At 63.6% G+C, this 14,829-nt stretch carries 11 protein-coding genes; 6 read left to right on the top strand and 5 right to left on the bottom strand.

Annotation, left to right across the window (positions count from 1 at the left end):
• The first annotated feature begins 3 nt into the window (after nucleotides 1–3).
• The 3 genes from AC5ZG1_RS02135 (at nucleotide 4) to mctP (ending at nucleotide 3,134) form a co-directional block, all read left to right on the top strand.
• A complete protein-coding gene (locus AC5ZG1_RS02135) occupies nucleotides 4–1,188 on the top strand; it encodes an acyltransferase family protein (RefSeq protein ID WP_496131849.1) in 1,185 nt (394 codons plus the stop codon).
• 254 nt (nucleotides 1,189–1,442) lie between these two features.
• On the top strand, nucleotides 1,443–1,619 hold the full coding sequence (locus AC5ZG1_RS02130) for a DUF3311 domain-containing protein (protein ID WP_028169316.1): 177 nt from the start codon (nucleotides 1,443–1,445) through the stop codon (nucleotides 1,617–1,619).
• A 15-nt stretch (nucleotides 1,620–1,634) separates the two neighbouring features.
• Nucleotides 1,635–3,134, top strand: coding sequence for a monocarboxylate uptake permease MctP (mctP, locus tag AC5ZG1_RS02125; RefSeq protein ID WP_496131848.1), 1,500 nt, complete (start codon nucleotides 1,635–1,637; stop codon nucleotides 3,132–3,134).
• On the opposite strand, the gene AC5ZG1_RS02120 is transcribed toward mctP, so the two are convergent.
• Nucleotides 3,096–6,578, bottom strand: a complete 3,483-nt coding sequence (locus AC5ZG1_RS02120; RefSeq protein ID WP_496131847.1) for an indolepyruvate ferredoxin oxidoreductase family protein — start codon at nucleotides 6,576–6,578, stop codon at nucleotides 3,096–3,098. The two genes, mctP and AC5ZG1_RS02120, sit on opposite strands and share 39 nt — an antisense overlap.
• Before the next feature lie 150 nt (nucleotides 6,579–6,728).
• On the opposite strand from AC5ZG1_RS02120, the gene AC5ZG1_RS02115 reads away from it, so the two are divergent.
• Nucleotides 6,729–7,208, top strand: a complete 480-nt coding sequence (locus tag AC5ZG1_RS02115; RefSeq protein ID WP_496131846.1) for an Lrp/AsnC family transcriptional regulator — start codon at nucleotides 6,729–6,731, stop codon at nucleotides 7,206–7,208.
• Between the two features lie 95 nt (nucleotides 7,209–7,303).
• Here the strand turns inward: AC5ZG1_RS02115 and AC5ZG1_RS02110 are convergent, their stop codons facing one another.
• From AC5ZG1_RS02110 to AC5ZG1_RS02100, 3 genes are read right to left on the bottom strand one after another with little or no spacing between them, the layout of a single operon-like run.
• Complete coding sequence (locus AC5ZG1_RS02110; RefSeq protein WP_456643221.1) at nucleotides 7,304–8,083, bottom strand: fumarylacetoacetate hydrolase family protein; 780 nt, start codon at nucleotides 8,081–8,083, stop codon at nucleotides 7,304–7,306.
• Nucleotides 8,084–8,095: 12 nt separating this feature from the next.
• Nucleotides 8,096–9,463, bottom strand: coding sequence for an LLM class flavin-dependent oxidoreductase (locus AC5ZG1_RS02105; RefSeq protein WP_496131845.1), 1,368 nt, complete (start codon nucleotides 9,461–9,463; stop codon nucleotides 8,096–8,098).
• A 16-nt stretch (nucleotides 9,464–9,479) separates the two neighbouring features.
• Nucleotides 9,480–10,532 carry an Ldh family oxidoreductase gene (locus tag AC5ZG1_RS02100; protein WP_464347536.1) on the bottom strand — a complete coding sequence of 351 codons (1,053 nt, stop codon included), beginning with the start codon at nucleotides 10,530–10,532 and terminating at the stop codon, nucleotides 9,480–9,482.
• Nucleotides 10,533–10,576: 44 nt separating this feature from the next.
• Here AC5ZG1_RS02100 and AC5ZG1_RS02095 point away from each other — a divergent pair, with 44 nt between their 5' ends.
• Together AC5ZG1_RS02095 and AC5ZG1_RS02090 are read left to right on the top strand one after the other, a co-directional pair.
• Nucleotides 10,577–10,798: a hypothetical protein gene (locus tag AC5ZG1_RS02095; protein ID WP_496131844.1), complete on the top strand. Its 222-nt coding sequence runs from the start codon at nucleotides 10,577–10,579 to the stop codon at nucleotides 10,796–10,798.
• 96 nt (nucleotides 10,799–10,894) lie between these two features.
• Nucleotides 10,895–14,458 carry a bifunctional diguanylate cyclase/phosphodiesterase gene (locus AC5ZG1_RS02090; protein WP_496131843.1) on the top strand — a complete coding sequence of 1,188 codons (3,564 nt, stop codon included), beginning with the start codon at nucleotides 10,895–10,897 and terminating at the stop codon, nucleotides 14,456–14,458.
• Here the strand turns inward: AC5ZG1_RS02090 and AC5ZG1_RS02085 are convergent.
• Nucleotides 14,432–14,773 (bottom strand): hypothetical protein, encoded by a 342-nt coding sequence (locus AC5ZG1_RS02085; RefSeq protein ID WP_028168724.1) that lies wholly within the window; start codon nucleotides 14,771–14,773, stop codon nucleotides 14,432–14,434. The two genes, AC5ZG1_RS02090 and AC5ZG1_RS02085, sit on opposite strands and share 27 nt — an antisense overlap.
• Nucleotides 14,774–14,829 lie beyond the last annotated feature (56 nt).

Here is a 14,829-nt window from a genome sequence, read left to right as displayed (position 1 = left end):
CCGATGCTGCGCAAGACCGATGGAACCGATCAATGCGCAATTGCGACGTCTCGCATCGTTGCGCTCGACCGCGCGCGCACCTTCATCATCCTGTTGGTGCTGATCCATCATTCGGTGGTGAACTACACTCATTTCGGCAGCGGCGACAAAGCGCGCTGGCTCGGCTTCGACCTTGTCGTGTTGTTCAACGACAGCTTCTTCATGGCCTGCATGTTCATGATCTCGGGCCTGTTCGTGCACGACAGCCTGACGCGCCGGGGCGGAGCGAATTTCATCGCGGCCCGCGCCTGGCGCCTCGGCGTTCCCTATCTGGTGTCGATCTTCGTGCTGATGCCGGTGGCCTACTATCCGACCTTCCTGCGCTATCATCTGCCTGGCACGACCGATTTCAACTTCTTCCATTTCTGGTGGCACACGCTCACCATCGGGCCATGGCCGTCGGGACCGGCTTGGTTCCTGTGGGTGCTGCTCGCGCTCAATATTCTGACCGTCATCGTGTGGTCGGTCGGGCCGCGGCTGCTCAAGGGCTTGGGCCAGGTGATCTTCTTGACGCGCAACCTGCCGATGACGGCGTTCGCGGCATTCCTGGTGGTCTCGCTTTTTTCCTACGTGCCGATGCGCCTCATCTTTGGTGATGCGAGTTGGCTCGAGCCGGGCGGTTATCCGCTGCCGATCCAGACCAGCCGCATCTTGCTTTATGCCGCCTATTTCTTCACCGGCGTCGGCATCGGCGTGGTCAGCCTGCGCACGGGCATTTTCGCGGAGAACGGCGAAATGGCAAATCGCTGGTTGCTGTGGCTTGGCTACGCGCTCGCGTTCTACGGCGCGATCCTGCTCCTGGTCTACGCTCACCACAACTGGATCGATTTCAACAATCCGCCGACGTGGTGGGAAGTGGCTTACGCGTTTGCCTTCGCGCTGTTCAGCGCGGCGATGGCGTTCGCGCTGCCGGCAACCTTCCTGCGTTTCGCGAGGGCCAAACTGCCCCTGTTAGATGCCATGCAGCCTTCGGCCTATGGCATCTATCTCCTGCACTACATCTTCATCATCTACCTGCAGTACCTGGTCTACGACCGTGCCTGGCCAGCCGGCCTGAAGGCAGCCATCGTGTTCACCGGCACACTTGCGGCGAGCTGGGCGCTAACAGTGGCGCTGCGCAGGATTCCGCTCGTTGCGCGGATGATCTAGTCTCGTAACCCGGGTGGAGCGGAACCCGGGACACCTGCAGCAGCGTTTACGAGTTCCCCGGGTTACGCTGACGCTCCGCCCGGGCTACGAGGCTGTTTTCTACGAGGTTGTTTTCCCAAGCCCTGAGATGAAGCCCACTCGCGCAACGCAGCAATGCCGAAATGTGCTTGGTTCAGCAACGATCCACTGATTAGAGCGTTTCCAGTCACGAGCCGGTGCAAGATCGCCGGCGAGCCTGGAGATAGAGTCCCGCGATGTGGATCTTGTTGCTACTGCCGTTCGTCGGCCTGTTGTGGGTGCCATTTTATAATTTCCTGGAACCGTCGCTGTTCGGCTTCCCCTTCTTCTATTGGTATCAACTCGCCTGGGTGCCGATCACTTCATTCTTGATCTGGCTGGTCTATCGCAGCCGCAAGCCTGACGAAGCCTGAAGGAAGGTGCACGTCATGGCTGATCAGATCGAATGGATTCCGCTTTCCGTCTTTGTTTTCTTCTTTGCGCTCGTCACCGTCATGGGCTTCATGGCGGCGCGCTGGAAATCCGGCGCCGTCAGCGAGCATCTCGATGAATGGGGCCTGGGTGGCCGCCAATTTGGCACCTGGGTCACCTGGTTCCTCGTCGGCGGCGACTTCTACACCGCCTACACCATCATCGCCGTGCCCGCGCTGGTCTATGCGGTCGGCGCTTACGGCTTCTTTGCGCTGCCTTACACCATCATCGTCTATCCCTTCGTGTTCGCGGTGATGCCTCTACTCTGGAAAGTGGCGCATTCGAAAGGCTACGTCACCGCTGCTGACGTCGTGCACGGCACCCATGACTCGCGGGCGCTCGAATTCGTGGTCGCGCTCACCGGCATCGTCGCGACGATGCCCTATATCGCGCTGCAATTGATCGGTATGGGCGTCGTGATCAAGGCGATGGGGCTGAGCGGCGAACTGCCCCTCGTCGCGGCCTTCGTCATCCTTGCGCTCTATACCTATAGTTCCGGCCTGCGCGCGCCGGCGCTGATCGCCTTCGTCAAGGACATCATGATCTATATCGTTGTGCTGGTGGCGGTCGTGGTGGTGCCGGCGAAGCTCGGCGGTTATGGCGCAGTGTTCGCTGCCGCCAACGATGCCTTCACGGCGAAGGGCGGCGACACCGGCCTGATCCTGAAACCGTCGCAGATGCTGGCCTTTGCGACGCTCGCGCTCGGCTCGGCGCTTGCGGCCTTCATGTATCCGCACACGCTGACCGGCGTCTTTGCTTCAAAATCTGCCGACACGATCCGCAAGAATGCGATCCTGCTGCCGGCCTATACGCTGCTGCTCGGCTTGATCGCGCTGCTCGGCTACATGGCCCATGCCGCGCACATTCAGGTGTCCTCGCCGAACGACGTCGTGCCGATGCTGTTCAAGGCGCTGTTCCCACCCTGGTTTGCGGGCTTCGCCTTCTCGGCGATCGCGATCGGCGCGCTGGTGCCGGCGGCGGTGATGAGCATCGGCGCCGCCAACCTGTTCACGCGCAATATCTGGAAGTCCTACGTCAATCCAGATATCACCCATGCCGGCGAGGCGTCGGTGGCGAAGATCGCTTCGCTGGTGGTGAAGGTCGGCGCATTGGCCTTCATCCTGTTCCTGCCGACGCAATATGCGCTCGACCTGCAACTGCTCGGCGGCCTCTGGATCATGCAGATCCTGCCGGCCCTGGTGTTCAGCCTGTTTACGCGCTGGTTCCGTGCCGAGGGGTTGCTGCTCGGCTGGGCGGCTGGCATCGGCTGGGGATCATGGACGGCGTGGAGCAATGGGTTGAAGCCGCTGGCGACGATCAATTTTGGCGGCGACAGCTACACCTTCTATGTCGGGCTCGGCGCGCTGATTCTCAACATCGCCGTTGCGGCGATCGCCACCGTGATCGCGAGCTGGCTGTCACGGCCGGCTCAACGCGGCGCCCCGGCGCGATCCTGACGCAGCTTCGTTCGGCGCAGCTTGTGCGAGCTGCGCCGACAGGCCCGCGACCTCTGCCTTCACCTTGGCGATCGCCGCGTCCTTCACCGGGCCGTAGCCGCGGATGTCCATCGGCGCTCGGGCAATCGCGAGGATGTCAGGCATGCGCCGGGCATCGAGCCGGCCGAGCAGGGCATCGATCTGTCCCTCATACCAGGCGATAAGGTCGCGCTCCGCGCGGCGCTCGGCGGTGTAGCCGAAGACGTCGAACGGTGTGCCGCGCAGCGTCTTCAGGCGCGCAAGAATCTTCAGCGGCGTCCTGATCCATGGGCCGAAGCTGCGTTTGCGCGGCCGACCGCGCGCGTCCTCCTTCGCCGGCAGGAACGGCGGCGCCAGATGATATCTCACCGAGAAATCGCCATCGAACTGCTGGCGCAGCTCGTCGAGGAAGCCGGTCTCCATGTGAAGCCGCGCCACCTCATATTCGTCCTTGTACGCCATCAGCTTGAACAGAGCGCGCGCGACCGCGTCCGTCAGCGCCTCCGTTCCGAGCGAAGCCTCGGCATCCTGCACCCGCTTCACTGTTTTCCGATATCGCGCAGCATAGGCTACGTCCTGGTAGGCCGTCAGAAAATCGGCGCGGCGCGCGATCACCTGATCGAGCGTTTCCGCTTCGATCGTTCTCGGGCTATCCGCGTCGGGCAGAAAGTCCGGATCGACGCTGGCGATGCGTCCCCAGGCAAAGGCCTGCTTGTTGCGCTCGATGGCGACGCCGTTGAGCTCGATCGCACGGAGCAGCGCGTTCAACGAGACCGGGACGAGGCCCTGCTGCCAGGCGAAGCCAAGCATGATGATGTTGGCATAGACGGTGTCGCCGAGCAGCCGCTCGGCCAGCGCATTCGCGTCGATCGTGCTGAGATGACCGCTGCCGATCACGTTCTCGATGGCGCGCAGGCGGGTTGATGCGGCAAGGTCCGCATCTCGGAAGCGCACGACGTCGCCGGTCGGCATCTCCGCACCGTTGAGCGCGGCGCGCATGCCCTTCCGATAGGTGCCCGATGCCTTGGCGGAGGAGCTGACGACGACATCGCAGCCGATCAGCGCGTCGGCCGCGCCCTGGTCGATGCGGACCTGGTGCAGTTCGTCCGGCTGGGCGGCGATACGGATATAGCTCAAAACCGGTCCGAACTTTTGCGCAAAGCCGGTGAAATCGAGCACCGAGACGCCGCGGCGCTCGAGATGCGCGGCCATGCTGATCAGCGCGCCGACCGTGATGACGCCGGTGCCGCCGACGCCAGTCACCAGGAGATCATAGGGGCGATCGAGTGGTGCGAGCACCGGCAGCGGCAGCATGGCCGCGCGCGCCTGCGGATCGATGCTGCTTTCCGGCTTCGCGCGGCGCCTGGCGCCCTCGATAGTGACAAAGCTCGGGCAGAAGCCGTTGAGGCAGGAGAAATCCTTATTGCAGGTCGAGAGATTGATGCGGCGCTTGCGGCCGAACGGCGTCTCCTTCGGCTCGACGCTGAGGCAGTTCGATTCCACCGAACAGTCGCCGCAGCCTTCGCAGACCAGGTCGTTGATATAGGCAAAGCGCGGCGGCTCTTCGATCTGGCCGCGCTTGCGGCGGCGGCGTTTTTCGGTGGCGCAGGTCTGCTGGTAGATCAGCACGGAGACGCCGGGAATGTCGCGCAGCTCGCGCTGCACGCCATCCATCTCCTCGCGCGGATGGATGGTGACGCCGATGGGGAAGTCGGCGGGCGCGAACTGCGAGGGCTCGTCCGAGACCAGTGCGATCCGCGCCACGCCTTCGGCGCGGACGCTGTGTGCGATAGCATGCACGCTCACAGGCCCGTCGACCGGTTGGCCGCCGGTCATGGCCACTGCGTCGTTGAACAGGATCTTGTAGGTGATGTTGGCGCCGGCTGCGATGGCCTGGCGGATCGCCATCGATCCGGAGTGATAATAGGTGCCTTCGCCGAGATTCTGGAAGATGTGCTTGTGGTTAGTGAACCGCGACGATGCCGCCCAGTTGACGCCTTCGCCGCCCATCTGGATCAAGGACGAGGTCTCGCGGTCCATCCAGCTCGCCATGAAATGACAGCCGATGCCGGCGAGCGCCTTCGATCCCTCCGGCACTTTGGTCGAGGTGTTGTGCGGGCAGCCGGAGCAGAAATAGGGTGTGCGGGTCGCGCCCGCGATCGTGATCACGCGCTGTGCGTCAGGGGTGAGCGCGGCGGCGCGCTTCGCAAGATCGAGGCCGGGGAAGATCGGGTCGAGGCGCCGCGCCAGCACCTCGGCGAGCGCGCGCGGCGACAATTCGCCGATCCATGAGATCAGCCGTGCGCCGGTCTCGTCGTGCTTGCCGACCATCCGCTCCGGCTTCGAGCCCGGATAGTCGTAGAAATATTCCTTGAACTGGCTCTCGATGATGCCGCGCTTTTCCTCCACCACCAGGATCTCGCGCTTGCCCTTCACGAACTCCATCGCGTCGTGCAGCGCGAGCGGCCAGACCATGCCGACCTTGTAGATGTCGATGCCAAGGCGGCGGCAGGCAGCCTCATCGAGGCCAATCAGCCGCAGCGCTTCCATCAGGTCCAGATGCGCCTTGCCGGTCGTGACGATGCCATAGGTCGCGTGCGGGATGTCGTAGATGTGGCGGTCGATCGGGTTGGCTTTTGCAAAGGCGTAGACCGCGTGCTTCTTCGCTTCCAATCGCTCCTCGATCTGCGGTCCGGGAAGATCGGGCCAGCGATAGTGCAAGCCGCCGGGCGGCGGCGTGAAATCGGGGACGTGAAAAACGCGTGGCGGGCGCAGCGCGACGGAGGCGCCGGATTCGACGATCTCCGAGATCGCCTTGAAGCCGACCCACATGCCGGAGAAGCGGCTGAGCGCGTAGCCGTATTCGCCGAATTCGAGATATTCGGCGACGCTGGCCGGATGCAGCGTCGGCATGAACCAGCTCATGAAGGCGACGTCGGACTGGTGCGGCATCGAGGAGGAAACGCAGCCATGATCGTCGCCCGCGACAACAAGCACGCCGCCATGCGGTGACGAGCCATAGGCGTTGCCATGCTTGAGCGCATCGCCGGAACGGTCGACGCCCGGGCCCTTGCCATACCAGAGGCCGAACACGCCCTGCACGGTGCGATCGGGTTGGGTCTCGACTTGCTGCGAGCCGAGCACTGCGGTTGCCGCGAGGTCCTCGTTGACCGCGGGCAGGAATTCGATGCGCTCCGCCTTGAGGCGATTGGCGATGCGCCAGAGTTCGAGATCGACGCCGCCGAGGGGCGAGCCACGATAGCCGGAGATGAAGCCGGCGGTGTTCAGCCCCACCGCGCGATCGCGTCTGGCCTGGTCGAGCACGATACGGACGATGGCCTGCGTCCCCGTGAGGAAGACGCGGCCGTCATCGCGTTCATAGCGGTCGGAAAGCTGGTAGGTGTCGAGGGAGGGAATGGCATCCATGGCCGGCCTCGCATCGGATTGGAGTCGGTTGACGGTAATCCCTTCCCTTCGGCACGTGTTACCAATTCGTCCCTGCGATGCGCCGTAAATCGGTAGGCTTTTGTAAGAAGTCACGGTTCTTGGTAGAATCTACCAAACGGAGATGCCCTCATGGTCGAAGAGCAGGACGAACGCATCCTCACGGAACTGCAGAGGAACGGACGCGCGACCAACCAGGAACTTGCCGAGGCGGTCGGCATGTCGACCTCGGCCTGCTGGCGGCGCGTGCGCGGGCTGGAGGAATCCGGCGTGATATCGGGCTATTCGGCGCTGGTGGAACGTGAGCGTGCCGGCTTTGCAACGTCGGCGATCCTTCATGTTTCGCTGGAGCGGCATGACGCGAAATTCGTCGACGAGTTCGTGGCGCGGGTGAAACGGCGCAGCGAAGTCCTGGAATGTTTCGCGACCACGGGAGATGCCGACTATCATCTGCGTGTCGTGGTGCGCGACATGCACGCGTATAATCAGTTCCTGGACGAATTCATGTTCCGCGTGCCCGGCATCCGCTACGTCCGCACCAACATGATCCTGAAGGAAATCAAGACCGGCGTGGCGCTTCCGTTCGATACCAGGCGGCCGCGGAAGGATTGAGAAGTAGGGTGGGCAAAGCGAAGCGTGCCCACCATTTCTTGCTCAGCTCGTGATGGTGGGCACGCTTCGCTTTGCCCACCCTACAAACCTTATCGCTACTCCCTCACGAACCGGTTACGCAGGGTGCCGATGCCGGTGATGTCGATCTCGACCACGTCACCCGCTTTCAGGTCCGGCGAGGCGCCGTCGGTGCCCATCCAGATCACGTCGCCGGGCCAAAGCGTGAAATACTTCGTCAGTTCGACGATGAAGGGGACGATGCCGAAAATCATATCGTTGGTGCGAAAGCGGTTGGTCTCCTTGCCGTTGACCCGCACCACCGTCTCCATCTTGTCGAGATCGACATCGGTCTCGATCCATGGACCCATCGGCTTGAAGGTATCGGCGTTCTTGGAGCGCCAGAGGCCGCGGTCGGCCTTCTGCCAACTGCGCTCGCTGACGTCATTGCCGATGGTGTAGCCGAACACGCAGGACATCGCGTTCGCCGCATCGAGGTGTTTTGCCTTCTTGCCGATGACGACCACGAGCTCACCTTCGTAGTGAATCTTTTCCGTTGCGGTCGCCGGGATCACCACGTCCTCATCGTGGGCGATCAGGGCGTTCTGGGCGCGGTAGCCGATTTCGGGCCGGTCGGGCACGGCGGGGATTTCGCCGCGCTTATCGGCGGCCTCCTTCAGGTGCTTCAGATAATTGAGCCCGACGCAATAGAAGGTGCGCGGGACCAGCGGCAGCTCGATCTTTACGTCTCGGAGCGCATGCGTCTCCGCGGTACGCCGCCATTCGCCGAAGGGATCGCCGTCCACTGAGACGACCTTTTCACCCTCGACGAGACCCCAGGAGGTCTTCTCTTGGGCGGTGAATTTAAGCCAGCGCATCGATCTGCTCTCTCATTCCGCCGCAACCTGCGGCGAGATTTTCCAGGCTCCGGCCGCGGGACGGGGCAGGCCGAGATTCTCGCGCAGCGTCTTGCCGGTATAGTTACGGTGGAATAGCCCGCGGCGTTGCAATTCCGGCACGACGTGGCGAACGAAATCAGCGTAGGAACCGGGCACATAGCTGGCCGCAATGACAAATCCATCGCAGCCGCGCCCGACGAACATCTCCTCCAGCCGATCGGCGATGTCCTTCGGCCCGCCGACGATCGCATCCTTCACCAGGCCGCGGCCGGAGAAGGTGATGAAGTCGCGCGTGGTTGGATTGGTCTTGCCGGAGGTTTTCAGCACGCCGTCCCGGATGCCGAGCATGCCCTGCATGCCCTGCAGTTCCTCCGTCGTCAGCGGCTCGTCGATGCCCTTGGCGCCGAAGTCGAAGTTCAGTCCCTCGGCGAGCAGGGACAGCGCGTCGATCTCCAGCGGCAGCTTCTGGATCAGCGCCATCCGGTCTTCCGCCTCGGCCTTGGTCGCGCCGCACACCGGCGTGATCAGATTGCAGAGGAACATCTGGTCGGGATCGCGACCGGCCTTTGCCGCCTCATTGCGGATCGCCTCATAGCCTTGCCTTGCGCTGGCAAGATTGCGCGCGGCGGTGAAGATCAGCTCGCCCCATCGCCCGGCAAAACGCTGGCCGCGGCCGGAAGCGCCGGCCTGGATAATGACGGGATGACCCTGCGGCGAACGCGGCACTGTGAAGGGTCCGCGCGACTTGAAGAACTTTCCGTCGTGATCGAGCCGCTTCACCTTGGTCGGATCGGCGAAACGGCCGCTCTTCTTGTCGACGATGAGTGCGCCGTCCTCCCAGGAATCCCAATGGCCGAGCACGACCTCCATGAATTCGTCGGCGCGGTCGTAGCGCAAATCGTGTTCGAGATGGTGCTCGCGGCCCATGTTGAGGGCTTCGCCGTCATTGACCGAAGTCACCACATTCCAACCGGCACGGCCGCCGGTCATGAGGTCGAGGGTGGCGAAGCGGCGCGCGACGTCGAACGGCTCGTAGTAAGTGGTCGAACAGGTGGAGGCGAGGCCGAGCTTCTCGGTGACCATGCCCATCGTGGTCAGCACGATCACCGGATCCATCTTCACGCAACGGATGCCGTATTCGACAGTGTGGGCGTGATCGTTGCCATAGCGGTCCGGCATCGCCAGGCGGTCGTCGAAGAACGCCATGTGGAATTTGCCAGCCTCGAGGATCCGCGCGATCTCCTGGTAGTAATCCGCCGACATCGAATCGTCGCGCGATTGCGGATGGCGCCAGGAGCCCGGCAGATTGGTGCAGTTCTGCGCCTGCAGGAAACCGACCAGTGCCATTTGCCGTGTCATGCCGCTGTCCCCCCTCTCACGCCAGATCGAGTTGTTTTGACAGCCCGTACTCGCCGGCGAGCGCGCGCAGCTTGTCCCAGGTCGCTTCCTCGATCTCGATGCCGTTCTTCCGCCGCTCCTGTTCGCGCAGAAATTCGACCTCGCCGGGATAGAACACGCCCGGACTTCCGTCCGAGGGCGGCGTCGATTTCAGGTAGCGGGCGAACTCGGCCACCTCGCGCTTAAAATCCTGCAACGGACGGAAGGCGGCGACATTGAACACCGCCATGAAGCATCCGTCATTGTGGCGTCCGGTCGGCTCGACGCCGAATCCAAGCCCGGTGAGCAGGCCGCACAGGACTTCCACCATGGCCGCCAAGCCAGAGCCCTTATAGCCCTCGCTGCCACCAAGCGGCAGCAGCGCGCCGCCCTTGCGATAGTCCGTCGGGTCGGTGGTGTGGCGGCCTTCGGCGTCGATGATCCATCCGGTCGGAATCCGCTCGCCGCGCGCGACCGCGAGCTGGATCTTGCCCGCGGCGACCGCCGAGGTTGCCATGTCCAGATAGAACGGCGCCTCGAGCTCGGACGGCACCGCGATCGAGATCGGGTTGGTGCCGAGCCGCGCCTCGCGGCCGCCGAATGGCGCGACGTGTTTTGGCGAGCGGCCGGAATCGGCGGTGGCGATGCCGATCATGCCTTCGCGCATCGCCATCATGGGATAGTGCGCAAGCCGCCCGACATGGCTCTGTCGGAACACAGTGCAGGCGGCGACATTGGCGGTCTTCGCCTTGGCAATCGTCAATTCCATCGCCTTGGCATTGACGTGGAAGCCGAAGCCCCAATGGCCGTCGATCACGGTCGTGGTCGGCGATTCCTGGACGATGGTCCATTTCGCGCCGGGCACGATATGGCCGGCCTTGATGCGGTCGATATAGGTCGGGACCGCGATGATCCCGTGCGAGTCATGTCCGGCGAGGTTGGCGTTGACGCAGCCGATCGCGACCGCCTGGGCTTCCTCCTCCGAGGCGCCGGCGCCGCGCAGCAGCGCCGCACCGATGCGGGTGAGACGATCGGCGTGGACGATCGGCATGGGGTTTCCTCGTATCGACGCCCGCGTCACGCGGCGGGTCTTGCTTGTTTGTGGTTCGCCATGGTCTCAAAGCCGTGGGCGACGAGCAAGGCCAGAATGTCCAGTCCGCCATGACGCCGGCGCGGCTTTTCAGGGCGGCGGATCTCATGGCAGGGAACCAGTGCCTCGCGGGTATTGCGTCGCACTCGCGGGCGGAGGAAATCGTCAACAAACCGGCAATTTTGCGGGGGTTCTATCCGACTTTGTTCGTCACACATTTACTTTGACTCGCAACTTATAGCTGTTCCTAACGTCCACTTAGGTCTCTGCTCCGCATAAAATCCCGCGGGGCCGGCCGAGACCGGCCGCAGGGAGTTGATCGCTTGGAGCAGACCATCAGGGGTACCTTCGCGGCGTTGAACGCCAGCAACGAAGCGATCCTGTACGCCAAATCGCCGGAGGAGCTGTACGCCAAGGTCTGCGAGGCCGCGTTTTCAAGCGGTGACTTCCTGGCGACGGCGATCTTCCTGCTGGATGCCGAGACCAGCCTGCTGCGCTTTGCGGTCGGGTTCGGCGACGATGTCGTGCGGCTGCGCGGCATCAACATCTCGATCATTGCGAATACGCCTGAGGGCGAGGGGGTGTGCGGACAGGCGTTTCGGGACCAGCAGGCCTGCGTCAGCAATGACTATCTGAATGACCCGCGCTCGCTCGCCTGGCGTGCGGGCGCTCGCGATAGCGAGGTCACCGCGGCGGCGGCAATGCCGTTGATCTGCAATGGCCGCAGCGTCGGCGTTTTCCTCGTCACCCGGCGCGAGGTCGGCTCGCTCGACAACGAGCTCGTGTCGCTGCTGGCGCGCATGGCTGCGAATGTTTCGTTTGCGCTGGATAATTTCGAACATGAGCGCATGCGCAAGAGCAGCGAGCGGGCGATGCGCCGCCTGAACCAGATGTTCGGCGCCATCAGCGCGACCAACGAAGCGATCCTTCGCGCCAAGACCGAGCACGACCTCTATCAGCGTGTCTGCGACGCCGCCGTTCATAGCGGGAAATCGGTCGCCGCCGTGGTCCTGCTCGCCGAGCCTGACAACCATTGGCTCGAGCCGGTCGCTGGCACCGGCGACGCGATCGACCTGATCACGCAAACGCGCTTCTCGATCGATCCGGACAATATCTACGGCAAGGGCGTCTGCGGGCAGGCGTTCCGGACGCAGCGGCCGTGCATCAACAACGATATCCCGAAATCGGACGGTCCGTGGCGACAGGTGGGACACGAGGCTGGCGTCATGGCCTGCATCGCGGTCCCCGTGACCAAGTTCGGCAAGAGCATCGGCGTCTTGTTGTTCTTCGTCGGCAGGTCGTTGGCGACGGACGAAGAGATCATCGCCCTGATGGCGCGGATCGCCGAGAACGTATCGGTGGCGCTCGAAAATTTCGAACGCGCCAACGAAAAGGCCAGGGCCGACCGGCAGAAGGACCGGTTGTCGCGAATGTTCGCGGCGTTGAGCGCGACCAACGAAGCGATCATGCGGGCGAAGTCACGGGAGGAGATGTTCAAGCTGGTGTGCCAGGCGGCCGGCAAGGGCGCCAGGTTCAACTCGACCAGCATCTTCCTGGTCGCGCCCGGCAGCGACTATCTCGAGATGGCGGCGACCGCAGGACCGACGTCCGAGAACGCCCGCAATCTCAAGGTATCGATCGACGAGGCCGTTCCGGAGGGACGCGGGCTTTGCGGGACGGCATTCCGTTCCAGGAGGGCCAGCATCAACAACAACTTCCTGAAGGACATTGCGGACAGTGCGTTCCGGGACATCATCGAACGCGAGGGGGCGCGATCGGGCGCGGCGTTCCCGTTGTTCGTCGACGGTGAGCCGGTCGGCGTGATGCTCTTCATCGCGTCCGAGCACGACACCTTTACCGCCGAGTTCGCCGAACTGCTGCAGCGGCTGGCCGACAACGTGTCGTTCGCGCTCGGCAGCTTTGAGCGCGCGGACGAGAAGGCGAGGACCGAGGAGCAGAAGGAGCGGCTGACGCGGATGTTCGGGGCGCTCAGCGCCACCAATGAAGCGATCATGCGGGCGAAGTCGCGGACCGAGCTGTTCCACTTGGTCTGCGAGGCCGCCGTCGTCGGCGGCAATTTCACCTCCACCGCGATCGCGCTGGAGCGGCCAGGCGACGATTACCTGGAAAACGTCGCTTCGGCCGGTCCGGACGGCGAGCGCGCGTTCAACGTGCGCCTGTCCATCAATGCATCGCATCCGGAAGGGCGGAGCCTCACCGGCATCGCATTCCGCACCCGGAAACCCTGCATCAGCAACGACTATCTCGGCGACTTCGGCGATTCGAGCCCGTTCTATCAGGTCCTGCGCGACGCTGGCACCCGCTCTGGCGCCGCATTTCCGTTATTGAAGAACGGCAAGCCGATCGGCGCCATCATCTTCCTCTCCTGCGAGATCGGCGCCTTCAGCCCCGAGTTGATCGGGCTGTTGCGACGTCTCGCCGAAAACGTCTCGTTCGCGCTGGAAAATTTCGACCGCGCCGACGAGAAGGCAAGGGCCGACGAGCGGATCGAATATCTCGCCTCGCATGACGGCCTGACGCGCTTGCCCAACCGGGAAACCTTCAACGAATTGCTTCGTCACGCGATCGAGGTGGCCGGCCGCCACCAGCGTCAGTTCGCGCTGCTGTTCATCGATCTCGACCGTTTCAAGGTCATCAACGATTCGCTTGGCCACGACGCCGGCGACCTGCTGCTCGTCAAGATCGCCGACCGGTTGCGCGGGACCTTGCGTTGGAGCGACGTCATCGCCCGGCTCGGCGGCGATGAATTTGTCGTCATCCTGGAAGAGACCGACCGTGCCGACGTCGAAACGATCGCCGAGAGCCTGTTGTCGGCGCTCAGCCAGCCGCTGCAACTGAGCGGCCACGAATGCCAGACCACGGCCTCGATCGGCGTTGCGATGTATCCTGCTGATGGCTTAGATGCCAAGACGCTGACCAAGAACGCCGACATGGCGATGTATCTCGCCAAGGAGGACGGCAAGAACGGCTTCCGCTTCTACTCCAGGGAAATCAAGGCGCAGTCGATTGAGCGGCTGACGCTCGAGAATGCCCTGCGCCGCGCGCTGGAGCGCGATCAGTTCTCGCTCTTCTACCAGCCGAAGATCGACATCGCGAGCGGCCAGATCACTGGCGTCGAAGCGCTCTTGCGCTGGACCCATCCCGATCTCGGGCAGGTCGCGCCGGCCCAGTTCATTCCGCTCGCGGAGGAGATCGGGCTGATCGTGCCGATCGGGCGCTGGGTGCTGAAGGAGGCCTGCGCGCAGAACATGGCCTGGCAGCGCCGCGGCTTGCGGCCGGTGACGATGGCGGTCAACCTCTCGCCGCGGCAGTTCGGCGACGAGAATCTCCTGCACGACATCGATGGCGCGCTGCTTTCAAGCGGCATGTCGCCGGCGTTGCTGCAGCTCGAGGTCACCGAAAGCATGGTGATGCGCAACGTGCACCGGGCGATCCGGGTGCTGGATGCGATCCAGAGCCGCGGCATTCGCCTCGCGATCGACGATTTCGGCACCGGCTATTCGTCGATGTCGCTGATGAAGCAGTTTCCGATCGACACCATCAAGATCGACCGCTCCTTCGTGCGCGACCTCGCCCGCGACAGCGAGGACCAGGCGATCGCGCAGGCCATCATCAGCATGGGCAAGGCGCTCGGCATGACCGTGATCGCCGAGGGCGTGGAGACGGCCGAGCAGGAGCGCTTCCTGCGCGACCATGGCTGCGACGAGATGCAGGGCTTTCGGCTCAGCAAGCCGCTGCCGCCGCGCGAGCTCGCCGAGTTGTTGCGCTCGGCGCCGGCGCTTATCTCTCCGCCACTGCAGCCGGAGGAAGATGCCGCGGACGATCAGGCAGCGTCGGATTTAGGGCGGGAACGCGCTGTCATCTGACGGCTGCACATGCAGCTCGCGTACATCCGAATCGGTCGACTTCACCTTGCGCGAGAAATCATAAGGCCACGGCAGATAAGTCTGGCCGGCGAGCGATTTGAGCAGGATGGCGGCGCCTGCTGCATAAGTCGCGCCCTTGGCAAGGCGCAATCGGACACTCCAGTCGGTCGGCAATTCGACCACGGATTCGCGCAGTTCGAATGCCGGGCCCCACCACCACGCCGGCGCCGGCGGCCGTTCACTTTCCGGAATGGCGCGCCAGCGTCCGTATTCGTCGACGATGCGCTCGAATTGCAGTTTCGCGGCTGGATGCATCGGGGGCTCTCTCTGTTCTGCCCCCGATGATATCCGCCTCCGCGACCGGCGCAAAG

It is taken from the genome of Bradyrhizobium sp. Leo78 (genome assembly GCF_059512425.1).
This window is presented reverse-complemented; position numbering and strand designations above follow the sequence as displayed.